A 24,506-nucleotide genomic window follows, 5' to 3' on the forward strand; every position below is an offset into this window, starting at 1 on the left:
CGGCAATATACTGATGGGTGGCCGGGTGGGGGTGAGGGCTGGTGCCGAAGGGACGGACGGATGTCCGGCCCGCACACAACAAAGACTCCGGGTGGGGAGTGGGCCGGTGCCGCCGCAAGGTCGGGACGGATGTCCTGACCGCACGCAACAAAAACTCCTCCGCCAACACCCTTTGCGCCCGGCTCAATTCCCCCTAAGGCTCGGCCCCATGAGCGACACAGTTTCCTTCGGCTACGAAGATATCGATGCGAACGAGAAGACCGGCCGTGTGGGCGAGGTTTTCTCCAATGTCGCGGCCAAGTACGACGTGATGAACGATGCGATGTCGGGCGGGATGCATCGGTTGTGGAAGAATCGCTTCGTGGCGCGGGTGAAACCGCAGCCGGGCGAAGCGATCCTCGACATGGCTGGAGGCACGGGCGACATCGCCTTCCGCATGGCGGCAAAGGGCGCCAGCGTAACCGTGTCGGACATCAATCAGGACATGCTCGACGTCGGCATCGAGCGTGCGATGGAGCGCGGGATCGACGGGCTCGTCTGGAGCCGCCAGAACGCCGAAGACCTGACATTCTCGAGCCGGATTTTCGATGCCTATACCATCGCATTCGGCATCCGGAACGTCACCCATATCGACAAGGCGCTAAAGGAAGCACACCGCGTGCTGAAGTTCGGCGGGCGCTTTTTCTGTCTCGAGTTTTCCAGCGTCGAATGGCCCGGCTTCAAGGAGGCCTACGACCTCTATTCGCACAAGCTCGTGCCGCAAATCGGCAAGGCCATAGCGAATGACGAAGACAGCTATCGCTACCTCGTGGAATCGATCCGCCGTTTTCCCGACATGCCCGCCTTCGAGGCGATGATCCGCGAGGCGGGTTTCGAGAATACTCGCGTGGAACCGATCATGGGCGGCCTCGTCGCGATCCATTCGGGGTGGAAGGTGTGACAGTGGCACCTGTTCGTTCCCCGCGGTCGCTGCGCGCCGTTCCGTCAGGCGCGCCAGAATAATGGCAAGACCCTCAACACATATCTGGCGACTGCTCAAATGGGGGCGCACGCTAGCGCGCCACGGAGCGCTGCGCGGGATCGAGCGCGATCCCAATACGCCGCCGCCGGTCAAGCGCCTGGTGCGAATTGCCCGTTTCGGTACGGTACAGCCGAAGGAACCCGACTATGCCGGGGCCTTTCGCGAGATCGGCCCGGCGGCGATCAAGCTTGGCCAGACGCTTGCCACGAGACCCGACCTCGTGGGCGAGGAAGCCGCCCGCAACCTGCTGAAACTGCAGGACGATCTGCCGCCGGTCGAATTCGCGCGAATCAAGCAGAGCATCGAGGCGAGCTTCGAGCAGCCACTGGAAAACCTGTATTCCGAGTTCGATCCGGTACCGATCGGCGCGGCCTCGATCGCGCAGGTTCACCGCGCGGTGACGACCGAGGGCAAGCAGGTCGCGGTCAAGGTGCTGCGTCCGGGCGTGCGCGAGCAATTCGCGCGCGATATCGACACCTATGAATGGGCTGCCGCGCATGTCGAGGCGATGGGCGGCGAGGCCGCGCGTCTGCGCCCCCGGCTGGTCATTGCCAATTTCAAGCGCTGGACCAACCGCGAACTCGATCTGCGGCGCGAGGCGGCGAGCGCGTCCGAACTGGCCGAGCACATGGTCGGCACCGAAGGCTACGAGATTCCGGGCATCGACTGGGACCGGACCAATGGCCGCGTGATGACCGTCGACTGGATCGACGGGATCAAGATCAGCAATACCGCGGCGATCCGCGCGGCAGGCCACGATATGGACGAATTGGCGAGCCGCCTCGTGCTCGCCTTCCTCAAACAGGCGATCGCCGCCGGCTTCTTTCACGCCGACATGCACCAGGGGAACCTGTTCGTGAAAGCGGACGGGACCATCGCCGCGATCGATTTCGGCATCATGGGCCGGATCGACCGACGCGCGCGGATGTGGCTGGCGGAAATCCTCTATGGGCTGACGACGGGCAATTACAAACGCGTCGCCGAGATCCATTTCGAGGCTCAGTACGTGCCCAGCTATCACAATGTCGACGAGTTTGCGACGGCGCTGCGCGCAGTGGGCGAACCCATGCGCGGCAAGCCGGTGAGCGAGCTTAGCGTCGGGCAGATGCTCGACGGGCTGTTCGCGATCACCCGCGATTTCGACATGCAGACGCAGCCGCATCTGCTGCTGCTGCAAAAGACCATGGTGATGGTCGAGGGTATCGCCACGCAGCTCAATCCGCAGATCAACATGTGGGATGTCAGCGCGCCCTATGTCCGCAGCTGGATCCGCGACGAGCTGGGCCCCGAAGCCGCGATTGCCGACCGTATCCGCGAGGATACCGAGACGCTGCTTCGCATTCCCGACCTTGTGCGCCGGGTCGAGGAGCGTTTCCCGCCCAAGGGCGGCGCGCCCGAAGCGCCGCCGCTACCAAAGGTCGAATTGATGTGGGAAAAGCGCCGCCGCAAGGGGGCTTCGCGCGGACTGCTTGGCTATGCTCTCGCGGCACTGGCAGGGGGGCTCGCAGCATGGGCGGCGATAGCGCAGGGGTGGATCGGCTAGACGGCGCCGCGACCGCGCCGGCTTGGAACCGCTTCGCTCAATGGGGCGCATGGCCCGCTCGCACGTTGCTCGCAGTCGTGGCGGCGCTGTTGGTTCTCGCCGCATTCACACCCCTGACTGCCAGCATGGATGGCGCGCCTTCCGAGGTTCCGGCATTCGTCGGCGGTGAAGGGGCGGCGCAAGCCGGGATCGAGCGCGACGACGACCTCGCCTTCTACGACCGCGTGATCGAGCGTATCGATCGCGGCGAAAGCTATTACGATTTCATCGTCGAGGAGCAGCGCGCGAGCGACTATCCGGTCCGTCCGGGCCTCGCCGTTCGACTGCCGACTCTTGCACATATCCATGCATGGCTCGGCGAACCGGGCATGCTCGTGCTGGCGCTCCTCCTGATGGGCGCGACGGTCTGGGCGTGGTGGAAACGGTTGGGTGAAGAGCCGGGCGGTCGGAGCATGCGAAGGATCGGTGCTGCCTTGATGCTGATGGGCGCCTCTCTAGGGCTCAACCGATATTACTTCGTGCTGCACGAACTATGGGCTGGCATGCTGGTGGCGCTGGCTTTCGGGTTGCACCGGCCGGGGCGCTGGGCTTGGTCGCTGACCATCGCCGCGCTGGCGCTGGCGATCCGCGAGCATGTGCTGCCCTTCGTCCTGCTGCTCGGGGCGATGGCCGCGTGGCGACGCGACTGGCAGGAGGCCGCGGCATGGGCCTCTCTGGTGCTGGTCTTCGTCGCGGCGATGGCCTGGCACCTGTCGCTGGTCGCGCCGCATGTCCTTCCCTCCGATCCCGAGAGCCCCGACTGGCTGGTGCTCCGCGGTTTGTCGGGCTGGCTTGGCAACGTGGTGCTGAGCTCGAACCTACGTTTCCTGCCGCATGAGATTGCCGGACCGCTGGTAGTGTTGATGGTCCTCGGCTGGGCAGGGTGGAAATCGTCTGCGGGCACGACCGGGACGTTCCTATATCTCGGCTACGGGCTTGCTTTCATGATCGCGGGCCGGGCTAACAATTTCTACTGGGGGGCGGTCGTGGCTCCGGCGATGTTCATTGGCCTCGCCTTCGTGCCGATGGCGCTGTCCTCGCTGGTCAAATCGGCGCGAGGAAGAGCGTGACCTTTCCCGAGCGGCCACTCACACGGCTGCCGCGTTGGGCGGCGCTTGCACTGCTGCTTGCGACTTTGTTTGCCTGTGTTTGGAACGCATTCGCCCTCGAGGAGCGCAATACGTCCCACGAGGCGGATATCGAACAGCGGCTCGGACGCGGCGAGCGGGTGGACATGGACCTTTACCGTGCCATCGACGCGCGCGTGACGGCAGGCGAAGACTATTACGAGGCGGCTGCCGCGGAACACCGCGAATTCGCCATGCCGACCGCTCCCTTCGTCACCGTGCGAACGCCGGTGCTGGCCTGGACCAGCGCGCTGTGGGGAACGGATGGGTGGCGGATCATCGCGGTGGTGCTCTGGGGTGCCAATATCCTCTTATGGTTCGTCGCGCTGAGGCACGAGGGCCGGTTCGAGCGTCTCGCAGGAGCGGGGCTGGCGGGCTTGTTCGGCATGGTCGCCTTCATTCCCGAAATCCCCTTCAGCCACGAGATCCTCGCCGGGCTGATGCTCTCGCTCGCTCTGGCGCTTTCGGTGGGCGGCGCATGGGCGGGCGGACTGGTGCTGGCGGTGTCGGCCATCGCCCTGCGCGAATTGGCGCTGCCTTTCCTGCTTGCCTGGGGCGCAATTGCCGTTCTCGCTCGGGAGAGGCGTAAAACCCTCGTGCTAGCCGCCGCGGCGATCCTGATAGCCATCGGGCTTGCACTGCATGCCTCGGCGGTAGCCCAAGTCCGTCAGCCCGCAGATCTCGTTTCGCCCGGCTGGAGCGGGTTCCTCGGGCTTTCGGTGCCGCTCTACGGCATCCACGTCACAACGCTGCTGCAAACGCTCCCCGTCTGGTTCGCCGGTCCACTCGGCGTCTTGCCGCTGCTCGGCTGGTTGGCCTTGGGGGGAAGGCTTGGCGCACTGGCCAGTCTGTGGTTCGCAGGCTTCATCGCCGCTGTCGCGCTATTCGCCCGACAGGAGAACATTTACTGGATGGGCCTGTTCATCCCCGCTTATGGAGTGGGCCTCGCCATCGTCCCGCGCGCGATTGCCGACCTGGCTCGCGCAATCAAACGTCCGGCTTCGGAACGCCCCAGGCCCGCATCGCCACGATGATGACGATGCAGTGGAACGCTTCTACCACCATCGGCACCATCCAGCCCTCATAGGGCCCTTGCGCGATCACATTGATGAACCGCCCGGTAAAGGCGATCCCGAACAGGCCGAGCGCCGGCCACATGACATCGCCGCGCCGCTTCCATGCGCCCCATGCAAGCGAAAAAGCCGTCACGTAGAAGAATGCGGTCATGTCGCCGCGCAGCGTCGATTCGCCGTGGGTCGAGACGATAGCCAAGCCGAAATCGCTCGCCGCGCTGGCCGGATCGACCAGGAAGCTGGTGCCCAGTACCAGGTCGAGTATTGCCAGCGCGAGCAATATCGCGCTCAAAATGACATGCATCGAAACCCCTCCGTTTCCCCTTTTTTCACCATGCAAGGGTAAGGGGAATCACGAAAAACGCCAGTGCTATGCGCTGGCCATGTCGGACGGGGGGCGCTAGCAAGCGCAGCGATGAGGTTATGGGTATCCATTCACCGATCCGCGCGACAGGGCGCGGGCGAAACGCAGACTGCGGGGCGCATGACGTGAGCGGCCCGAAGATCCTGCTCGTCATCGGTGGGGGCATCGCGGCCTACAAGTCGTGCGAACTCGTCCGCCTGATCCGTAAGGCGGGCGGGGAGGTAACTTGCGTGCTGACCGAAGGCGGGCAGCAATTCGTCACCCCCATGGCACTCGCCGCGCTGTCCGAGAACAAGGTCTATACCTCGCTGTTCGATCTCAAGGACGAGGTCGAGATGGGCCATATCCAGTTGAGCCGCGAAGCCGATCTGGTGGTCGTATGCCCGGCCACTGCCGACCTTCTCGCCAAAATGGCTGCTGGCATCGCTGATGATCTGGCCACCACGCTGATCCTCGCTACGGACAAGCCGGTACTGACCGTGCCGGCGATGAATGTGAAGATGTGGGAACATGCGGCAACGCAGCGCAATGCCGACTGGTTGCGCCAGGCGGGCGTTGCCGTGATGGACCCGGACGAGGGCCCGATGGCTTGCGGGGAATTCGGTCCCGGCCGCATGCCCGAGCCGCCGTCGATCCTCGCCCGGATCGCCGACGAACTCGATCTCGACATCGAGGTGCCCGAGCTGACCGCTGCGGCGCCGGCGCAGCTTGCGGCGCCTTCAGCCGATGAGGTCGGGGAAACCGAGGACGACCTCCACGAGCCGCTCGAGCCTGAGGACGAGGATGAAGTCGAACACAGTGGCGGAGGGCTTGGCGGCCTGCTGGCGATGATCATTCCGCGCTCGACCGAAAAGCGCAGCCATGACGAGATCGAGGCCGAACTCGATGAGGTGCCCGAAGGTGAAGCGCCGGATGCACAGGACTTCCCCGAACCGGTCGAGCCGCCTGCGGATGCGGGGCCGATCCTGGCCGAGAAGGGCAAGGCGGCCTCCGCCCCGCCGACCGATCCGGAAGCACTCAATCTCGAGATCGCCCGCCACGATATGCGCGCCATGCCGCAGGAGAGCGCGGATGACATGGCGACTGCGGCTGTACCCTTCGACCAATCGCCGCTTGCCGGTCAGGCCGCCTTCGATCCCGATCCCGAACACCGTCCGCTCTATGGCAAGCACGTGTTGATCACTGCCGGTCCGACGCGTGAGCCGATCGATCCGGTGCGTTACATCGCCAACCGCTCCAGCGGGAAACAGGGCTTTGCAATTGCCGCCATGGCCGCCGCTGCCGGGGCACGCGTCACGCTGGTCGCCGGCCCGGTCCATCTGCCGACGCCGGTGGGCGTGGACCGCGTGGACGTAGAAACCGCCGAGGACATGGCCGAGGAAGTGCGCCGCGCGCTGCCGGTCGACATCGCCTTCATGGTCGCCGCCGTGGCCGACTGGAAGAGCAAGCATGTCGCGGGCGAGAAGATGAAGAAGCGCGGCTCTGCGCCGCCCGCTCTGATCCTCGCCGAGAATCCCGATATTCTCGCCAGCACCGCGGCCGGGCACAAGCGCCCCACGCTGTTGATCGGTTTCGCCGCCGAAACCGAGAACGTGGTCGAAAACGCCAAGTCCAAGCGCAAGCGCAAGGGGGCCGACTGGATCATAGCCAACAACGTCTCGGGCGCGGAAGGTGACAGCGTGATGGGTGGCGATCTCAATCAGGTGCATATCGTCACCGCACACGGTATCGAAAGCCTCCCCGAAATGCCCAAGGAAGACGTCGCGCGCGAGTTGGTACGCCGTGCCGCCGAAGCGCTCGAACCGGTAGAGGACGGCCATGAATGATCCCGTCGGCGTTCGCCTGAAGCGCCTGCCTCATGGAGAAGGGCTCGCCCTGCCTGCCTATGCGACGCGGGGTGCCGCGGGGATGGACGTGCTTGCCGCTGAAGAGCTGACGCTCGAGCCGGGCCAGCGCCACGCAGTCGCGACCGGTTTCGCAGTGGCGATCCCGCCCGGCTTCGAAATCCAGGTCCGCCCGCGCTCGGGCCTTGCCCTCAAACATGGCATCACCGTGCCCAACACGCCGGGCACGATCGACAGCGACTATCGCGGCGAGCTGAAGGTCATCATGATCAATCACGGCGCCGAAGAATTCGCGATCGAGCGCGGCGACCGCATCGCCCAACTGGTACTCGCCCCCGTTATCCAGGCCGCATGGGAAGAGGTTGGCGAACTAGACCAAACGGACCGTGGTACGGGCGGATTTGGTTCGACCGGGGGGCATGCAAAACTCGGCTAGATGACGCTTCCGGTCGCAAGCTCGGCCCAAAGAAGCACGGCGGTTGCAATTGCCACCGCCACGCCGATCCGGCGCGCGAAACTTGCTCTCGCAAACCGTAGAATAAACTCGAGACAGATACCGAGCGTGGTAAGCAGCACGGCCATTGCGGCGAAATCGCGCAAGTCCCATACCACTTCGCTGCTGAATCGCATGGCGATCGCCGGGACGATCAATGCCAGTAGCGCTAGGCTCCAGTAGACGCTGCGGAAAGATCGCAACGGGTGCGTGCTGCGATTGGACTGGATCATTTCGCCTCTCCTTTGTCCGCCACTATAGGAGCCGGTACGCGCAAGCTACCATGCAGCATGTCGAGCGAATTTGGGTTCAGGCAGAAGAAATCGAACGAAAAAGGGCGGCCCGCTCGGCAGGCCGCCCTTTCGATATTCCGATTTGTATCGCCCGGGATCAGTCGATCCGGCGCACCGTGGTCTTTTCCGGCGCGATCGAGATGCGCAACGTCTCGCCCGAATTGCCGGGGAAGTCGGTGAACATGGCTTCGACGAGATTCGGTACCAGATATTGCAGGCGGTTCGAGGTCGAGACGGCCTGCGCCTTGCCTTCGAATAGCCTCTCGCCGGTGGCGGCGCGGTCGATCTTCATGTCGATCCCGCTGGTATAGACCGTATAGCTGCGCACTTCGGGCCCGCCGAACCACGGATCGTAGAAGCCGTAACCCCAACGCCGCCCGGCAAAGCGCGGGTGGTAGTATCCCAGCCGGGTGCGATAGCCGAAGCGCGAACGATAGCCGTACCATGGCGAATAGAACGGGTCGTGAAAGCCGGTCGTGCGCACGCGTTCGCGACCATTGTCCACGCCATAGTCGAAGCGGACCAGTAGCGAAGCGTCATCGACCGTTGCGGCCTGGGCATAGCCGAGGCGCGCCATCTGCGCTTCGACGAGGTCGGCATATTGGGCGAATTCGAGCCCGCCGGCGAGCGCCGGATCGTCCGCCACCACGTAATAGCTTTCGCCTTGCGGCGCGGGCAGCTGCGTCTGGAATCGCGACACATCGGCCTTGAACGGCGTGGTGCACGCGGCAAGGCCTGCGAGGATCATGGGAACGGAGGCAAGCTTGAGTTTGCGCCCCCAGCCCTTCTTAAGGTCGGTCATTCTAAGTCCCTTTCGACCACCGGCGCATCCATCGGGATACGCCTATTTGGGCAGCCAGCCGTTCCCCCGGGGCACACTGCCAGTTGATGTTCTACACGATAGACGAATGGCGATGAACCCGGATTGAATGTCCGGATTCACATTTGATGGCGTTTTCGAAAGGCTTAGCGGACGAGGCCGAGCGCCGAGTAGGTCGCATCGAGCGTCGGCCGGCTGAGCTCGCGGGCCTGAGCGGCGCCGCGCGCCAGGATCGCGTCGAGCGCTTCGCGGTCGTCAAGCAATTGGACGAAACGCGTCGAGATCGGACGCAGCGTCTCGACCAGCAATTCGCCCAGCGCGGGCTTGAATGTGCCGAAACCTTCGCCGCCGAACTCGCCGAGGATGTCGTCGACGCTGCGGTCGGACAGCGCGGCGTAGATGGTCACGAGGTTCAGCGCTTCCGGCCGGCCTTCGAGCCCCCCCGCCTCGCTCGGCAGCGGTTCGGGATCGGTCTTGGCCTTCTTGACCTTCTTCATGATCGTATCGGCATCGTCGGCCAGATTGATCCGGCTCATGTCGGACGGGTCCGACTTGCTCATCTTCGCGTCGCCATTACGCAAGCTCATGATCCGCGCGGCCTGCGGCGGCACGATCGGCTCGGGCAGGGTAAAGACGGGTGCCTCTTCGGAAGCGAAGTCGTTGTTGAACTTCTGCGCGATATCGCGAGCGAGTTCGAGATGTTGCTTCTGGTCCTCGCCCACCGGGACGTGCGTGGTCTGGTACAGCAGCACATCGGCCGCCTGCAGCACGGGGTAGGAGAAGAGCGCGACCGACTGGCCCTCGCGGTTCTTGCCCGCCTTGTCCTTCCACTGCGTCATACGGTTGAGCCAGCCAATCCTCGCAGTGCCGTTGAGGAGCCATTGCAGTTCGGCATGGGCAGGGACCTGCGCCTGGTTGAACACCACGCTCTTGTGCGGGTCGATCCCGCAGGCCACCAGCGCGGCAGCCATTTCGAGCGTGCCCTTCTTGAGTTCGATCGGATCGTGCGGCTGCGAGATCGCATGGAGGTCTGCCAGGAAGAACAGGCACAGGTTCCCGTCCTCCATGCCATCCTGCATCCGCACCCAATTGCGAATCGCCCCAAGGTAATTGCCGAGGTGGAGATTGCCGGTGGGCTGAATTCCGGAAACTACGCGCATGGGATCAGGGATTTCTCTTTTGGGTCAGGGCAGCGATGCGCTGCCGGTCGATCGCGCCGACCGCAACGGCGACGCCGAAATAGACGATGGCGGAACAGGCGACGAGCACCGCAAGTGCTGCGAGACGCGCGAACAGTCCCGCGGCGAACCAGTCGGTTAGCAAATCGCGGGCGTAGAACAAGGCCAGACCCATCGCGCCCGCAGCGAACAACTGCCGGGCGATACGCAGCAACAGGGCCCCGGGCACCGCGTAATACCCGCGCTTCAGCAGCACGAGATAGAGGAACCCAACATTGATCCAGGCACCGATCACGCTGGCGTAGGCGACGCCGATCACGCCGAATCGCTGGAGGAAGGCAAGGTTGAAACCGATGAAGACCGCGAGCGAGATGAAGGCCGCGATCACCGGCGTTTTGGTGTCCGCGCGGGCGTAGAAATTGGGCACCAGCACCTTGACCAGCACATAGGCTGGCAGGCCAAGCACCAGCGCCGCGAGCACTTCGCCTGCGATGGCCGCGTCTTCGATGCTGAAGCGCCCGCCCTGGAAAATCATCGTGACGAAGGGAACCGCACATACGGCCAGCGCGACCGCGGCGGGAATGGTCAGCAGCATCGACAGCTCGATGGCATCCGACTGGATGCGATCGGCGCCGTCCTTGTTCTCGCTGCCGACGAATTTGGACAGAGTCGGCAGGATCGCGGTCGATAGCGCGATGCCGATGATGCCCAGCGGAAGCTGGTTCAGCCGGTCGGCATAGTTCATGTAGCTGACCGAACCGTCGGCCAGCTGGTTGAGGAAATAGAGCTGGACCAGCGTGTTGATCTGGTAGGCACCGCCGCCGATCGCCGCGGGCAGCGCGATGATCGACAGACGCTTTACCTCGGGCGTGATCCGCGGCCACAGCAGCTTTGGGCGAAAGCCCTCGATGCGGGTCCAGTAATAGAGCCAGGACAGCTGTATCACGCCCGCCCCGGTCACCGTCCAAGCAATGGCATAGGCGACCTGTTCGATATTCCAGCCCAGCGTCCCGATCGCATATTCGCCACCCAGCAGCGCGGCGATCAGCACGAGGTTGAGAATGATCGGAAAGCTGGCCCCCGGCGCGAAGCGGCTGACCGAATTGAGCATGCCGGTGAACAGCGTCACCAGGCTGACCAGCACGATGTAGGGGAACATGATCCGCGCGAAATCGACCGCCATCGCAAATTCGCCGGGATCGATGGGCTTTTCGCTCAAGAGCCAGATCACGCCGGGCATGGCCAGCATCATTACTGCGCACAGGGCGATGAGCACCGGCAAGAATACGCTCAGCACATCGTCGGAAAAACTGCGGGCGTCCTCGATGCCGCCCTCGCCATTGAGGCGCTTGGAGAACATCGGCACGAAGGCCGCCGAGAACGCGCCTTCCGCGAACAGGCGGCGAAAGACATTGGGAATGATGAATGCCTGGAACCAGGCATCGGTCACCGCATTGGCGCCGAGGACGCGCGAGAAGATCATCTCGCGCGCCATCCCGGCCACGCGACTGACAATGGTCAGCCCGCCGATCGTGCCGACGTTTCTGAGCAGGCTCACCTGTCAGAGCCCCCTTGCAAATCGGGCGCTCAGGCGTCGCCGGCCGGCGGGGTCGCGCCCTGGGCCTGCTGTTCCTGCGCGCGCGCCGCGAGCTGCTGCTGGTAGAGCGCGCCGAAATCCATCGGGTCGAGCATCAGCGGCGGGAAACCGGCGTCGCGGCTGGCATCGGCGATGACACGACGCGCGAAGGGGAACAGGATGCGCGGCGCCTCGGCGAAAAGGAAGGCGTGTGCCGCTTCATCGGGCAGGTTTCGCATTCCCATCAACCCGCAATAGGCGAGGTCGATGAGGTAGAGATTGCCCTTGCTGGTCTTGGCGGTGGCGGTGACCTTCAGCGTCACTTCGTGGACTTCGTCGGAAACCTTGTCGGCGGCGATATTGACCTGCACGTCGAGCTGCGGCTGCTCGTTCCACTGGAAGCATTGCGGCGCATTCGGATTTTCGACCGACAGATCCTTGATGTATTGCGAGATCACGCCGGCGCTGGGCTGGTTGTCGGCGCCATTGGCGCCGGCTGCGGGATCCATGTTGAGATCGGTGAGAACGTCGCCTTCGTCGGCCATGAGTAGTCGCTTTCCAATTATCCGAATTTGGATCCGGGTATGGCGCTTGCGGCCGCGCCGGACTGTCGGGGCGCGCGCCTAGCACTGTCGAACGTGTGTAGCAATGCGCAGGGCATCGCCCGTTACGGCCGTCGTCGCGCATCTGCTTGTTCATCGCAGCCCCATTGTCGGTTTGTAATTCTTTCCTATCTAGGGCAGTAAGAATGTTGGACTGCCGGGGGCGTATCGCCTTCCGCAATCAGATGCAGGGAAGCAGGTTACTTACGTGATCACCGAGATCGTTATCCTCGCCATGATCGCCGCCTTTCTGGGGCTGCGGCTCTATTCGGTGCTCGGCCGCCGGTCCGAGCATGAGGAGGAGGTCATTCCGCACCGGTTCGAACGCAGCGACGCGCCGCCGGCAGCGGATGTCGCTCCACGCCCCGTGCGCCAGCCGGTTGTCCTGCGCGCGGGCGATGATCGCGCGCCGGCGAACGAGGCGGGCATTCGCGCGATCGCCTCGGCCGATACGGGATTCGACCTGCTCGGCTTCCTCGAAGGCGCCAAGGGTGCCTACGGCATGATCCTCGAGGCCTTCTGGAAGGGCGACAAGGAAACGCTGCGCGAACTCGCGGACGATGACGTCTACGAAAGCTTCGCCAGCGTGATCGATGCGCGCGAGGGTGCGGGCGAAACGCTCGACAATCGCCTCATCCGGATCGAGGATGCGAGTGTGCGTTCGGCCGAACTCGATGGACGCACGGCCCGCATTTCGGTCCTGTTCGTGGCCGACATCGCCGCAGTCACGCGCGACGCCGATGGCAATGTCATCGCCGGCTCGATGGACGATGCGATCGAAAGCCGCGATGTGTGGACCTTCAGCCGCAATATCGATGCCGCCGATCCCAACTGGGTGCTCGACGAGACCGACGAGGGCTGACGCTCCGCTGCATCCGGGGAGGGGTACATGCGCAAGCTGATGGCGATCGCGGCGATGCTGGCGCTGGCTGCCTGCGTTCGCATGGTCCCCGACACCACACCCCCGCAACCAGCCGGCCCGCTTCCGCCAGGCACCGTATCGAGCGCCGCTTTTGCCCCGATATCGAATGGCAAGAGCGTCGGGTCTCTCGGCCTCTCGCCCGAAGATGCCGGAACCGCGCTCGTATCTTTCATCGAATCGTGCCCCTCGATTCTCAATCGCGACGATGCCAGCGGGCTGACCTTTGCCGAGGATTGGCGTCCGGCATGCGAGGCAGCGGCAAGCTGGCCGGTCACCGATGCACGGCGCTTCTTCACCAGCTATTTCGAAACCGCGCGCGTGGGCGACGGTGCGGCCTTCGCCACCGGCTATTTCGAGCCCGAGATTCGCGGCAGCCGCAGGCGCGCGCCGGGCTATGACGTGCCGATCTATGCGGTGCCGCCCGAACTCACCCGCGCCTGGCCTGCCGACATGCCAGAGAGCGAGCGCGAAGGACGCCCGCCGCTGGGGCGCTATGACGACAATGGCGAGTTCGTGCTCTTCTACGATCGCACCGAGATAGAGCTGGGCGCGCTGGAAAATCGCGGGCTGGAAATCGCCTGGGCGGCGGACCCGGTCGAATTCTTCTTTCTCCAGATTCAGGGATCGGGCCTGCTGCGCCTGCCCGACGGTTCGTTGATGCGAATCGGCTATGCCGGGCAGAACGGGCGGGAATATGTCGGCATAGGCCGCGTCATGCGCGAACGCGGCTTGATCGGCGAAGGCACGCCCTATGCCACGTCGATGCAGGGCATCATGGCCTTCATCCGCGACAATCCGGCCGAGGGACGCGACATCATGCGACTCAACAAGAGCTGGGTGTTCTTCCGCGAACTTAACACCGACGGCCCGCTGGGCTCGATCGGCGTGCCCGTGCGACGCGAAGCTTCGGTTGCGGTCGATCCCAATTTCGTACCCTATGGCGCGCCGGTCTTCCTAGATATGGACAGCGACGTCGCCGACGGCCTGTGGATCGCACAAGATACGGGCGGCGCGATCAAGGGCGCCAATCGCTTCGACACCTTCTGGGGCAATGGCGCGGATGCGCGCGAGATCGCCGGCAGTATGAGCTCACGCGGGTCGGCGCTGGTCCTGTTGCCGCGCGGGACGATCGAGCGTCTCGAAGCGCGGCGATGAGCGCGCCGCGCGGCCTGTCTGCGGAAGAGAGCGAGGCATGGGACAGGCTGGCGGCGACGGTTGTGCCGCTTCACCCGCTCAAGCCCGTCCAGCCTCGCCCCGCGCACGAGGCGCAAGCTCCGACGGCGCCCGAACCGGCTGGGAAAGTCCGCCTTCCAAAAGTGCCGAAGCCCGCCGGTGTCGCACCGCCTGCACCGGCACCGCCGCCACGTCTGGATCGGGGGCTGGATTCGCATTGGGATCGACGGCTGAAATCGGGCACGCTCCAACCTGAACTGACGCTCGACCTGCATGGGCACAATCTCGATGCCGCCTACGACCGGCTGATGAGCGGGGTGGCGCAAGCGCGCGGCATGGGGGCGCGCACGATCTTGCTGATTACCGGCAAACCGCGTCCCGTCGAGGCGGCGGATCGCGGATCGCGGCGCGGGGCGATTCGCGCCAAGGTGCTCGACTGGCTGGCCGCGTCCAATCACCATTCAGCCGTTGCCGCCGTCCGCCGCGCGCACCAAAGGCATGGCGGCGACGGGGCGCTCTACATCGTCCTCAAGCGCGAGCGCTAAGCAGCGACCCAGGCTTTCAAAGACCTTTCCGTGTTGGTCGGCTTCCGATCCGGCTCAGGCGGACTGCGCATGGAGCCGCGCTCGCTCGGAAGTCTCTCATCGATAACAAAAAAGCCCCCGACGTTTGGTCGGGGGCCCTCGGTGGACGACCAGCTTGGTCGCCTGACCATCAATCATTATACTTTTTGTACAGAATGTCAAAACGATCAGCGTCCATCACCTTGGTCCAGGCCTTGACGAAATCGTCGACGAATTTTTGTTCGTTACCGTTTTCGGCATAGACCTCGGCAACGGCGCGGAGCTGCGAATTCGAACCGAAGACGAGGTCGGTGCGCGTCGCGTGCCACTTCACATCGCCTTTCAGACGGCATTTGCCTACGAATTCCTCGTCGCCGCTTTCGTCGACCACCTCCCACACCGTGCCCATTTCGAGCAGGTTGGTGAAGAAGTCGTTCGACAACACGCCGGGGCGATCGGTGAGAACCCCGATGCGATTGCCATGCGCCGCGTGCTTCGATACCGCGCCTAGTGCGCGCATGCCGCCCACCAGAGCGGTCATTTCGGGCATGGAAAGGCCGAGCAGGTGGGCCCGGTCGACCAGCATGTCCTCGGTCTTCACCGACGCCTTGGTCTTCAAATAATTGCGGAAGCCGTCGGCGAAGGGCTCGAGCGGTTCGAAGCTTTCGGCATCGAACTGGTCTTCGGTGGCGTCGCCGCGACCGGTGGTGACGGGAACGGTGACCTCGAAACCGCCGTCCCTGGCCGCCTTCTCGATCGCCGCCGCACCGCCGAGCACGATGGCATCGGCCATCGAGATATCGCCGCGCAGCTCATCGAGCTTGTCGAGCACCTTGCCCAGCTCTTCCGGGTCGTTCACCGCCCAGTTGCGGATCGCGTCGAAGCGGATGTGCGCGCCATTGGCCCCGCCGCGGTGGTCCGAATTGCGATAGGTCGAGGCCGAGGCCCAGGCTGCCTTGACCAGCTCGCCGACCGAAAGGCCGCTATCGAGCACCGCCTTTTTGAAGTCGGCAACCGCACTGTCCGAGGGGGTGGTGCCTTCGGGTATCGGATCCTGCCAGATCAGGTCTTCATCGGGCACTTCCGGGCCGAGGTAGCGGACCTTCGGACCCATATCGCGGTGGCACAGCTTGAACCATGCGCGGGCGAAAGCATCGTCGAGCGCGGCCTGATCGTCGCGGAAGCGTTCGGAAATCTTGCGATACTCCGGATCGCGCTTCAGCGCCATATCGGCGGTGGTCATCATCGTCGGGACCTTCTTGTTCGGGTCCCGAGCGTCGGGCGCCATATCCTCGGGCTCCGGATCGATCGGCTGCCACTGGTTCGCGCCAGCGGGCGACTGGACGAGTTCGTAATCATACTTGAACAGCAGGCGGAAATAGTCGCCACCCCACTGTGTCGGGTTCGGCGTCCACGCGCCTTCGATCCCGCTGGTCGTAATATGACCCTTCTCGATTTCTTCCGGATCGGTCAGCCAACCGAAGCCCATGCGGTGCAGGTTCTCGCCTTCGGGCGCTGAACCGAACGTGTCCGCGGGCTTGGCGCCATGCGCCTTGCCGAACGCATGTCCGCCGGCCGTCAGCGCCACGGTTTCCTCGTCGTTCATGGCCATGCGGGCAAAGGTTTCGCGCATGTCGCGCGCCATGCCTTCCGCATCGTGCGGATTGCCGCCCGGCCCTTCAGGATTGACGTAGATCAGGCCCATCTGGATCGCGGCCAGCGGGTTTTCGAGCGCCTTGCCCTCATCGGGGATGATGCGCGTTTCCGCGCCGGTATCGACCCATTGTTCCTCGGTGCCCCAATAGACGAGCTCGGGCTCGAACACGTCCTTGCGCCCGCCGCCGAATCCGAACACCGGGCCGCCCATCGATTCGATCGCGACATTGCCGGTCAGGATGAACAGGTCGGCCCAGCTGATATGCTTGCCGTATTTCTGCTTGATCGGCCACAGCAGGCGGCGTGCCTTGTCGAGATTGCCGTTGTCGGGCCAGCTGTTGAGCGGGGCGAAGCGCTGCTGCCCGCTACCCGCGCCGCCGCGCCCGTCGCCCGTGCGATAGGTGCCCGCAGCATGCCAAGCCATACGGATGAAGAAGGGACCGTAATGACCGTAATCCGCCGGCCACCATTCCTGGCTGTCGGTCATCAGATCGGTCAGGTCTTTCTTCAGTGCCTGGTAGTCGAGCGCGTTGAAAGCCTCGCAATAGTCGAAATCCTCGCCCATCGGATCGGGATTGCGCCCGCTCTGGCCGAGGATGTCGAGCTGCAGTTGATCGGGCCACCAGTCGCGATTGGTTCGACCAAGCAGGTCGCGCGTACCCGCATCGCCATGAAAGGGGCAGCCGCTCATTTCACCGGTTTTGGCATCCATCGTTCTCTCTCCACTCCTGAGACTCGCTGATATCTCGTGCAGACAGGGATGCGCCTTTGTCGGTTATTCGTCCAATCGATTAATTGCGTCGATTTGATTGCTGCAAGCGATGAGGCGGCGAAACGCACCCCAAATGCGAAAAGCGTCGCCATCCTTTTGGAATGGCGACGCTTTCGTGTCCGTAGCGTAACGAAGTCAGGCGGCCTGCGCGATATCCTCGGCGGGCTCGGTCCGGATGAGGTAATCGAATGCCGACAACCCTGCCTTCGAGCCCTCGCCCATGGCGACCACGATCTGCTTATAGGGCACGTCTGTCACGTCGCCCGCGCCGAAAATGCCCGGCAGGTTGGTACGGCCCTCTTCGTCGGTGACGATCTCGCCGAACTTCGTGAGTTCGAGGCCGGAGCCCTGCAGCCATTCGGTGTTGGGCACGAGGCCGATCTGGACGAAGACGCCTTCTACCTCGACGCGCCGTTCGTCACCACTCACGCGATCCTTGAGGATCAGGCCGTCGACCTTGCCGCCCGAGCCGGTGATCTCGGTCGTCTGGCCGCTCGCGACGATTTCGACGTTGGCCATGCTGCGCAGTTTCTTCTGCAGCACGTCGTCGGCGCGCAGCTTGTCGTCATATTCGATCAGCGTGACGTGCCCGACGATCTTGGCGAGGTCGATCGCCGCTTCCACGCCCGAATTGCCGCCGCCGATCACCGCGATGCGCTTGCCCTTGAACAGCGGACCGTCGCAGTGGGGGCAATAGGCGACGCCCTTGTTGCGGTATTCGGCCTCGCCGGGAACGCCGAGATTGCGCCACCGCGCGCCGGTCGCAAGGATCAGGCTGCGTGCCTTGAGTTTTGCGCCATTGCCCAACTCGACCGTGTGCAGACCGCCCTCTTCTTCGGCAGGGACGAGCTTTACCGCCTTGGCGAGATCCATCAGGTCGATCTCGTACTCGCCGACATGGCTCTTGAGCTCGCCCGCCAGCTTGGGGCCTTCAGTATAGGCCGTGCCGGGCAGGTTCTCGATGCCGAGCGTGTCGTGCAGCTGGCCGCCGAAGCGTTCGGCAGCGATGCCTGTGCGAAAGCCCTTGCGCGCGGTATAGATCGCCGTGGCCGCGCCAGCGGGGCCGCCGCCAATGACGAGGACTTCGAACGGATCCTTGGCCGACAGCTTTTCCGCCGCCTTCTCCTCGCTGCCGGTGTCGAGCTTGGCGAGGATTTCGGCCAGCTCCATCTTGCCGTTGTAGAAAGGCTCGCCGTTGAGGAAGGTAGCGGGCACCGCCATCACTTCGCGCGCATCGACCTCTTCCTGGAAGGTGCCGCCTTCGATCAGCGTGGCGGTAATGCGCGGGTTTTCGAGCGCCATCAGCGTCAGCGCCTGCACGACATCGGGGCAGTTGTGGCACGAGAGCGAGAAATACATCTCGAAATTGAAATCGCCCTCGAGCCCGCGGACCTGTTCGAGCAGGTCGGCATCGACCTTGGGCGGGTGGCCGCCGGCCCACAGCAGGGCGAGGACGAGCGAGGTAAACTCGTGCCCCATCGGCAGGCCCGCAAAGCGAACCCACTTTTCCGCATCGCTCGCGCGGCGGATGACGAAGCTGGGCTTGCGCTCGTCGGTCCCGTCGAATTGCGCGCCGACGAGGTCATGCAGCGCTGCGATTTCTTCGAGCAACTCGCGAGTCTGCGCGCTCTTGGCGTCCTCGCCGAGCGAAGCGACCAATTCGACCGGTTCGCGCAGATTGGCGAAATAGGTCTTCAATTGCTGGGTCATCGTTGCATCGAGCATGGGCGGACTCCGGGCGTCCGGTGGGACGGCGTTCGAAAATTCGGGAGAGAGGAAAAGGCCCGGGGCGAGGGGGGAGGGAGATGCCCCGGGCCTTCCAGCGACCCGAGTCTTGACTCGGGCGGATGAACGGGCGCCGCTAGCGCGCCCGATCTGTAGCCGGAATGAACGGCTTAGATTTTACCGACGAGGTCGAGCGAGGGAGCCAGCGTGTCGCTGCCTTCCTCCCAGGCTGCCGGGCAGACCTGGCCGGGGTTGTTGCGCACGTACTGGGCGGCGCGGATCTTGCGGACCAGTTCGTTCGCGTTGCGGCCGACGCCCTCGCAGGTCTGTTCGACCAGCTGGATCACGCCATCGGGATCGACAACGAAGGTCGCGCGATCGGCCAGGCCGGCGCCTTCACGCAGCACGTCGAAATTGCGTGCCAGCACGTGGTTCTGGTCGCCGAGGAAGGGGAAGTTCAGCTTGCCGATCTTCTCGCTGGTGTCGTGCCAGGCCTTGTGGCTGAAGTGGGTGTCGGTCGACACGCCGTAGACTTCGACGTCGAGCTTCTGGAGCATTTCGTAATGCTCGCCGAGGTCTTCGAGCTCGGTCGGGCAAACGAAGGTGAAGTCGGCCGGATAGAAGAAGAAAACGGCCCACTTGCCCTTCACGTCTTCCTCGGTGACCTCGAAGAAGTCCTTTCCCGCCTGGAAGGCGGTGGCGGTGAACGGTTTGATCTCGCTTCCGATGATACCCATGAATGTCTCCGTTGTTCGGGTTGATACTGATGGGCGTCAGATAAGGCCTGTTGCAATGCACAAAAGCGATAAGTTGCGATTGGAAGGATCGAAATAATCGATCAAATCGATGGAACCTTCGGAACGCGCGGCAGGCCCGGTGTTACGAGCTGTCTTGGGCCTGCCGCGGACACGTACTCTACATCCCTTCGGCTTTCGCTTTCCTCCAGAAGACCAGCGCCATACCCGTCACCACGATGGGTATCGCGAGGCCGTATTCGTCGATCCACAGCGCGGTATTACCGTCGCTCAGGGTCAGCGGGCTGAAGATCTTCTGGATGAAGATATTGTGCGCGGCGTGGAACATCACGGCGGGCCACAGGCTTTCGGAGCGGAAGGTGAGATAGGTCATGATCACCGACATGCTCACGATCATGACTGTGAAGCAGCCGAGCTGGAATGCGGTGTCGCCGCCACCATAGACGATGATGATGGGAAAATGCCACGCGGCCCAGACGAGTCCGCTGACCAGAGCCACGCCGCCGAAAGGCAGGACCTTGCGCAGCTCCCAGATGAAGAATCCGCGCCAGCCGATCTCCTCGCCGGCGATGGTGCCCAGCGATTTGATCAGCTGGATGGTTGCGAGCAGGGCGACCATCGTCGAGATGACGACGAGCTCGTTGCCGCTATCGAGGCCCAGAACGGCGGACCATTCGCCGATCGTTTCGCGGTCGGGCACGCTGCCCAGACCCGAGGCCCAGACGAAGGCGTAGGCAATCCCGATATAGGCGGTCGGAATCAGATAGCCTTGCCAGTTCGCGCGCCAGCTGCCCCATTTCCAGGGCAGCGAGGCGATCGTCCTTCCCCTAAGCTTCAGCGTGGCGAATGCGGCCGCGGCAGGGCAGCACATCAGCAGGCCGACATAGATGCTGGCGGGATTGAGTTTGACGATCGCGTAGTGGGCGATTGCGCTCATAACACCCAGAATTGCGATGAAGATCGAGAGGGTTATCCAGGCGTCGCGCTCGTCGTCTTTTGCATGTTCCATAGAGTGTATTGTTCATACAACACACCCTTAGTCCAGCCCCATTCTCGCGCGGCCGGGGAAAATTCTTCACGCAATTGTCGGCAGGCCAATCAGCCGCACTGCGCCCGGTGGAGCAGCTTGTGATCGGCCAGCACCAGCGCCATCATCGCTTCGACCACGGGTGTGCCGCGGATGCCCACGCAAGGGTCGTGGCGGCCCTTGGTGCGGACCTCGGTCGCCTCGCCGTCGCGCGTCACGCTTTCGACCGGCGTCAGGATCGAGCTGGTCGGCTTGAAGGCGACGCGGCAGGTCACCGGCTGGCCGGTCGAGATGCCGCCCGCGATCCCGCCTGCATGGTTGGCCTCGAACCGCGGGCCGTCATTGCCCTCCTCGTTTAAGGAAGGGCGCATCGGGTCGGCGTTCTGTTCGCCGGTCAGCCGCGCGGCCTCGAAGCCGTCGCCGATCTCGACGCCCTTGACTGCGTTGATGCTCATCATGCCCGCCGCCAGATCGCTGTCGAGCTTGGCATAGACGGGTGCGCCCCAGCCCGCCGGCACGCCCTCGGCCACGCATTCGACCACCGCGCCGAGCGAGGAGCCGGCCTTGCGCGCCTCGTCGACCAGCGCCTCCCAGCGCTTTGCGGCTTGCGGGTCGGGGCACCAGAAGGGATTGCGCGCGATTTCCTCGCGGTCGAAATTGGCCGGGTCGATGCGGTCGCCGCCGATTTCGGCGACATAGGCGAAGATGCTGACCTCGTCGATCACCTTTCGCGCCACCGCGCCCGCCGCCACGCGCATCGCCGTCTCGCGCGCGCTCGACCGCCCGCCGCCGCGATAATCGCGCAAGCCGTATTTCGCGTCATAGGCATAGTCGGCATGGCCGGGGCGATAGGTCCTAGCGATTTCCGAATAGTCCTTCGAGCGCTGATCGGTGTTTTCGATCAGCAGGCTGATCGGCGTGCCCGTGGTCTTGCCTTCGAACACGCCCGAAAGGATGCGGACCGCGTCCGGCTCCTTGCGCTGGGTGGTGAACTTGTTCTGGCCCGGCTTCCGCGCATCGAGGAAGGGCTGGATCTCCTCTTCCGACAGCGCGATTCCCGGCGGACAGTCGTCGACCACCGCGCCGATCGCGGGGCCGTGGCTTTCGCCCCAGGTGGTAAAGCGCAAGACGCGTCCGAATGTGTTCCAGCTCATGGAGCCACTTCTAGCCCAACCCCCGTTCGTGTCGAGCGCAGTCGAGACACCTTTTTCTCTCCTCGCGCCAAGTCAGTCTCTCGACTTCGCTCGAGACGAACGGGGAGAAGGAGGTGGGCGCACTGGCAAATTGAAGCGGTTAGCGTAAAGAACAAACCATGATTGCGAAGCTCAAGGGCCTGCTCGACGAAACCGGAACCGACTGGGCGGTGATCGACGTCTCGGGCGTCGGCTACCTCGTCCATTGCTCGACCAAGACGCTCGCCGCGCTGGGCGAAGTGGGCGAGGCGTGTACCGTCTATACCGACCTGCAGGTGTCCGAGACCGACATGCGCCTGCTCGGCTTTGCCGAGGCCGCCGAGCGCGACTGGTTCCGCCTGCTGACGCAGGTGCAGGGCGTGGGCAGCAAGGTGGCGCTGGCGATCCTCTCCGCGTTGTCGACCGGAGAGGTGCAGGCGGCCTGCTCGAATGGCGATGCGGCCATGATTGCGCGCGCCAACGGGGTGGGGCCCAAGCTGGCGGGCCGGATCGTCAACGAGCTGAAGGACAAGGCCGGCGCACTTCCGGGCGGCGGCATGGCTGGCGCGACGATGGCAGCGACACCGGCGGGCGGCGCCAGCGCCGATGCGGTAAGCGCGCTCGAGAACCTCGGCTTCAAGCCCGCCGTGGCCGCACGCGCGGTGGCAGCGGCGCAGGGCGAGCTGGGCGAAGACGCGAGCGAGGGCGACCTCATCCGCGTCGCGCTGAAGAGGGCAGCGGGATGAGCTTCGTTGCGCGCGACTGGCGGTTGGCGATACTGGCAGTCTACACGCTCGCAGTGCTGGGTTTCATGATGAGTATTGTCTCGTCGGGCGGTGTGTGGTTGTGGGAGCTTTACCTGGCCATTATTGCTTGGGCGATTGCACCTGTAGCGTTGCTGTGCCTCGTCAAACGCTTTCGCATCCCGTGCGCATTCGCCGCGATAGCTTTGTCCGGTTTCGGGATATGGGCCTATTACAACACCTTCATTGCTTCCGCACCGGATGCTCAGATGGGCCTCGTTCTTGTCTTCGTTCCGCTATGGCAATTAATCGCGGCGATCGCAGCGCTGGGCGTATTCTACGGTGTTGCGCGGGTAATCGGGATCGAATCGTGAAACGGACAAGTCTTGCTCTTCCCAATGTCATCCTGAACTCGTTTCAGGATCCATCTGTCCTCCTGTGCGAAGCAAGCCGATCGAAGCCCAGCCCCACCGCAAGATCATCCCAATGCGGATTGTCTTGCTCGATCAGGTTGATCTTCCATTGACGGTGCCAGCGTTTCAGCTGCTTCTCCCGCAGGATCGCGCCCTCCATGTCACCAAACATCTCGAAGCGGACGAGGCGGTGAACCTTGTAGCGCGCGGTGAATCCACCGGTAATCCCTTCCCGGTGCTGCCAAAGTCGTTTTTCGAGGTCGGAGGTGACGCCGATGTAGAGCGTTCCTCGCGGCTGGCTCGCGAGGATGTAGACGCACGGATTTCGCTCGAACGACATGCGTGGGTGATTGCCGCGCAATGGATGCTGAAACAAGTTCAGCATGACGGTATGAGGGTGATGTGACCGAACCCGTCGCCCTCCATTCGCCCGATCGGCAGCCGGAAGACCCTGACGCCGCCCTGCGCCCCAAATCGCTCGCGGAATTCGTCGGGCAGAAGGCGGCGCGCGAGAATTTGCGTGTGTTCGTCGAGGCTGCCAAGCAGCGCGGCGAGGCGATGGACCATGTGTTGTTCTTCGGTCCGCCGGGGCTGGGCAAGACCACTCTCGCGCAGATCGTCTCGAAGGAGCTGGGCGTCGGCTTCCGCGCCACCAGTGGTCCGGTAATCGCCAAGGCGGGCGACCTCGCCGCGCTGCTCACCAATCTCGAGCCCAACGACGTGCTGTTCATCGACGAGATTCACCGGCTCAATCCGGTGGTCGAGGAAGTGCTCTACCCGGCGATGGAGGACCGCGCGCTCGATATCATCATTGGCGAGGGGCCGTCGGCGCGCAGCGTGCGGATCGACCTGCCGCCCTTCACGCTGGTCGGCGCCACCACGCGGCAGGGCTTGCTGACGACGCCGCTGCGCGACCGTTTCGGAATCCCGGTGCGGCTCAATTTCTACACCGAGGACGAGCTGCTCAAGGTCGTTACGCGCGGGGCGGGGCTGCTCGGTATGGGCATAGACGAGGGCGGCGCGCGCGAGATCGCTCGCCGCTCGCGCGGCACCCCGCGGGTCGCAGGCCGCCTGATGCGGCGCGTGCGCGACTTCGCCTCGGTGCTGGGCGAGGAGATCGTGACGGCGAAGGTCGCCGACGAGGCCCTTACGCGACTCGAAGTCGATTCGCTCGGCCTCGATGCAATGGACCGGCGCTATCTGACCATGATCGCGACCACCTACAAAGGCGGGCCGGTCGGCGTGGAGACGCTGGCGGCGGGGCTTTCCGAACCGCGCGACACGGTCGAAGAGGTGATCGAACCCTATCTCATCCAACTCGGCCTGATCGCGCGAACCGCGCGCGGGCGCTGCCTCAACGATGGTGGCTGGGCGCATCTCGGCCTGTCGCCGCCATCGAGGCCGCAGGGCGATATGTTCGACAAATAGGCTTACCCGCGCGGTAAGAAAGCCACATCCGAGGGTCCCGAAACGGGACGGGGCTTGCACAACCCTCGCAATTCCGCGAAAAATTTACTTTCTGGGTGCATGAGCGATCAGTAAATTCATTCGGGGACCCTAAACGGGGATTCGCATTGGTGGTCCAAGATTGCGAAAGGGGATGGATTTTTCT

General features: G+C 63.9%; 24 protein-coding genes. 12 read left to right on the top strand and 12 right to left on the bottom strand.

Annotation, left to right across the window (positions count from 1 at the left end; translation table 11 throughout):
- The first annotated feature begins 208 nt into the window (after positions 1-208).
- From ASS64_RS08950 to ASS64_RS08965, 4 genes are all read left to right on the top strand, one after another.
- Positions 209-940: a class I SAM-dependent methyltransferase gene (locus tag ASS64_RS08950; protein WP_067692895.1), complete on the top strand. Its 732-nt coding sequence runs from the start codon at positions 209-211 to the stop codon at positions 938-940.
- A 61-nt stretch (positions 941-1,001) separates the two neighbouring features.
- Complete coding sequence (gene ubiB / locus ASS64_RS08955; protein WP_067692898.1) at positions 1,002-2,564, top strand: 2-polyprenylphenol 6-hydroxylase; 1,563 nt, start codon at positions 1,002-1,004, stop codon at positions 2,562-2,564.
- On the top strand, positions 2,531-3,673 hold the full coding sequence (locus ASS64_RS08960) for a DUF2079 domain-containing protein (protein ID WP_234002362.1): 1,143 nt from the start codon (positions 2,531-2,533) through the stop codon (positions 3,671-3,673). Before ubiB ends, ASS64_RS08960 begins: the two co-directional genes overlap by 34 nt.
- Complete coding sequence (locus ASS64_RS08965; protein WP_067692901.1) at positions 3,670-4,764, top strand: hypothetical protein; 1,095 nt, start codon at positions 3,670-3,672, stop codon at positions 4,762-4,764. The genes ASS64_RS08960 and ASS64_RS08965 overlap by 4 nt, the downstream gene beginning before the upstream one ends.
- Here ASS64_RS08965 and ASS64_RS08970 read toward each other — a convergent pair.
- A complete protein-coding gene (locus ASS64_RS08970) occupies positions 4,718-5,107 on the bottom strand; it encodes a hypothetical protein (protein WP_067692903.1) in 390 nt (129 codons plus the stop codon). The two genes, ASS64_RS08965 and ASS64_RS08970, sit on opposite strands and share 47 nt — an antisense overlap.
- Before the next feature lie 185 nt (positions 5,108-5,292).
- Here ASS64_RS08970 and ASS64_RS08975 point away from each other — a divergent pair, with 185 nt between their 5' ends.
- Positions 5,293-6,993 carry a phosphopantothenate--cysteine ligase family flavoprotein gene (locus tag ASS64_RS08975; RefSeq protein ID WP_067693183.1) on the top strand — a complete coding sequence of 567 codons (1,701 nt, stop codon included), beginning with the start codon at positions 5,293-5,295 and terminating at the stop codon, positions 6,991-6,993.
- Positions 6,986-7,447, top strand: a complete 462-nt coding sequence (gene dut / locus ASS64_RS08980) for a dUTP diphosphatase (RefSeq protein WP_067692906.1) — start codon at positions 6,986-6,988, stop codon at positions 7,445-7,447. The genes ASS64_RS08975 and dut overlap by 8 nt, the downstream gene beginning before the upstream one ends.
- On the opposite strand, the gene ASS64_RS08985 is transcribed toward dut, so the two are convergent.
- The 5 genes from ASS64_RS08985 to secB form a co-directional block, all read right to left on the bottom strand.
- Positions 7,444-7,737, bottom strand: a complete 294-nt coding sequence (locus ASS64_RS08985; protein WP_157075124.1) for a hypothetical protein — start codon at positions 7,735-7,737, stop codon at positions 7,444-7,446. The two genes, dut and ASS64_RS08985, sit on opposite strands and share 4 nt — an antisense overlap.
- A 157-nt stretch (positions 7,738-7,894) precedes the next feature.
- On the bottom strand, positions 7,895-8,599 hold the full coding sequence (locus ASS64_RS08990; protein ID WP_067692911.1) for a DUF4136 domain-containing protein: 705 nt from the start codon (positions 8,597-8,599) through the stop codon (positions 7,895-7,897).
- Positions 8,600-8,763: 164 nt separating this feature from the next.
- Positions 8,764-9,777 (bottom strand): tryptophan--tRNA ligase, encoded by a 1,014-nt coding sequence (trpS, locus tag ASS64_RS08995; protein ID WP_067692914.1) that lies wholly within the window; start codon positions 9,775-9,777, stop codon positions 8,764-8,766.
- 4 nt (positions 9,778-9,781) lie between these two features.
- The gene (murJ, locus tag ASS64_RS09000; protein ID WP_067692917.1) at positions 9,782-11,353 is read right to left on the bottom strand and encodes a murein biosynthesis integral membrane protein MurJ; all 1,572 of its coding nucleotides are present in this window, start codon (positions 11,351-11,353) and stop codon (positions 9,782-9,784) included.
- A 29-nt stretch (positions 11,354-11,382) separates the two neighbouring features.
- Complete coding sequence (gene secB / locus ASS64_RS09005) at positions 11,383-11,916, bottom strand: protein-export chaperone SecB (RefSeq protein WP_067692920.1); 534 nt, start codon at positions 11,914-11,916, stop codon at positions 11,383-11,385.
- A 265-nt stretch (positions 11,917-12,181) separates the two neighbouring features.
- Here secB and ASS64_RS09010 point away from each other — a divergent pair, with 265 nt between their 5' ends.
- The 3 genes from ASS64_RS09010 to ASS64_RS09020 are packed head-to-tail and all read left to right on the top strand — an operon-like array spanning position 12,182 to position 14,613.
- Complete coding sequence (locus ASS64_RS09010; RefSeq protein ID WP_067692923.1) at positions 12,182-12,835, top strand: Tim44/TimA family putative adaptor protein; 654 nt, start codon at positions 12,182-12,184, stop codon at positions 12,833-12,835.
- A 27-nt stretch (positions 12,836-12,862) separates the two neighbouring features.
- On the top strand, positions 12,863-14,050 hold the full coding sequence (locus ASS64_RS09015) for a murein transglycosylase A (RefSeq protein WP_067692926.1): 1,188 nt from the start codon (positions 12,863-12,865) through the stop codon (positions 14,048-14,050).
- Positions 14,047-14,613 (top strand): Smr/MutS family protein, encoded by a 567-nt coding sequence (locus tag ASS64_RS09020; protein WP_067692929.1) that lies wholly within the window; start codon positions 14,047-14,049, stop codon positions 14,611-14,613. The genes ASS64_RS09015 and ASS64_RS09020 overlap by 4 nt, the downstream gene beginning before the upstream one ends.
- A gap of 169 nt (positions 14,614-14,782) precedes the next feature.
- Here ASS64_RS09020 and katG read toward each other — a convergent pair whose 3' ends face one another.
- The 5 genes from katG to aroC all read right to left on the bottom strand — a co-directional run bounded on the left by katG (position 14,783) and on the right by aroC (position 21,720).
- Entirely contained in the window at positions 14,783-16,999 is a 2,217-nt protein-coding gene (gene katG / locus ASS64_RS09025; protein ID WP_067692930.1) for a catalase/peroxidase HPI, read from the bottom strand.
- A gap of 195 nt (positions 17,000-17,194) precedes the next feature.
- Positions 17,195-18,784: an alkyl hydroperoxide reductase subunit F gene (gene ahpF / locus ASS64_RS09030; protein WP_067692933.1), complete on the bottom strand. Its 1,590-nt coding sequence runs from the start codon at positions 18,782-18,784 to the stop codon at positions 17,195-17,197.
- Positions 18,785-18,954: 170 nt separating this feature from the next.
- Complete coding sequence (gene ahpC, locus ASS64_RS09035; protein WP_067692935.1) at positions 18,955-19,521, bottom strand: alkyl hydroperoxide reductase subunit C; 567 nt, start codon at positions 19,519-19,521, stop codon at positions 18,955-18,957.
- Between the two features lie 178 nt (positions 19,522-19,699).
- Positions 19,700-20,548, bottom strand: a complete 849-nt coding sequence (locus ASS64_RS09040) for a CPBP family intramembrane glutamic endopeptidase (protein WP_067692938.1) — start codon at positions 20,546-20,548, stop codon at positions 19,700-19,702.
- Between the two features lie 89 nt (positions 20,549-20,637).
- Positions 20,638-21,720: a chorismate synthase gene (aroC, locus tag ASS64_RS09045; RefSeq protein ID WP_067692941.1), complete on the bottom strand. Its 1,083-nt coding sequence runs from the start codon at positions 21,718-21,720 to the stop codon at positions 20,638-20,640.
- A 158-nt stretch (positions 21,721-21,878) separates the two neighbouring features.
- On the opposite strand from aroC, the gene ruvA reads away from it, so the two are divergent.
- Positions 21,879-22,484: a Holliday junction branch migration protein RuvA gene (gene ruvA / locus ASS64_RS09050; protein ID WP_067692944.1), complete on the top strand. Its 606-nt coding sequence runs from the start codon at positions 21,879-21,881 to the stop codon at positions 22,482-22,484.
- Positions 22,481-22,855 (top strand): hypothetical protein, encoded by a 375-nt coding sequence (locus ASS64_RS09055; protein WP_067692947.1) that lies wholly within the window; start codon positions 22,481-22,483, stop codon positions 22,853-22,855. Before ruvA ends, ASS64_RS09055 begins: the two co-directional genes overlap by 4 nt.
- 43 nt (positions 22,856-22,898) lie before the next feature.
- On the opposite strand, the gene ASS64_RS09060 is transcribed toward ASS64_RS09055, so the two are convergent.
- The gene (locus tag ASS64_RS09060) at positions 22,899-23,234 is read right to left on the bottom strand and encodes a GIY-YIG nuclease family protein (protein WP_067692950.1); all 336 of its coding nucleotides are present in this window, start codon (positions 23,232-23,234) and stop codon (positions 22,899-22,901) included.
- Positions 23,235-23,296: 62 nt separating this feature from the next.
- Between ASS64_RS09060 and ruvB the strand changes: the two genes are divergently transcribed.
- Complete coding sequence (ruvB, locus tag ASS64_RS09065) at positions 23,297-24,322, top strand: Holliday junction branch migration DNA helicase RuvB (RefSeq protein WP_067692952.1); 1,026 nt, start codon at positions 23,297-23,299, stop codon at positions 24,320-24,322.
- Positions 24,323-24,506 lie beyond the last annotated feature (184 nt).

Origin of the sequence: Erythrobacter sp. AP23 (genome assembly GCF_001542855.1) — a bacterium.
GTDB lineage: Bacteria > Pseudomonadota > Alphaproteobacteria > Sphingomonadales > Sphingomonadaceae > Qipengyuania.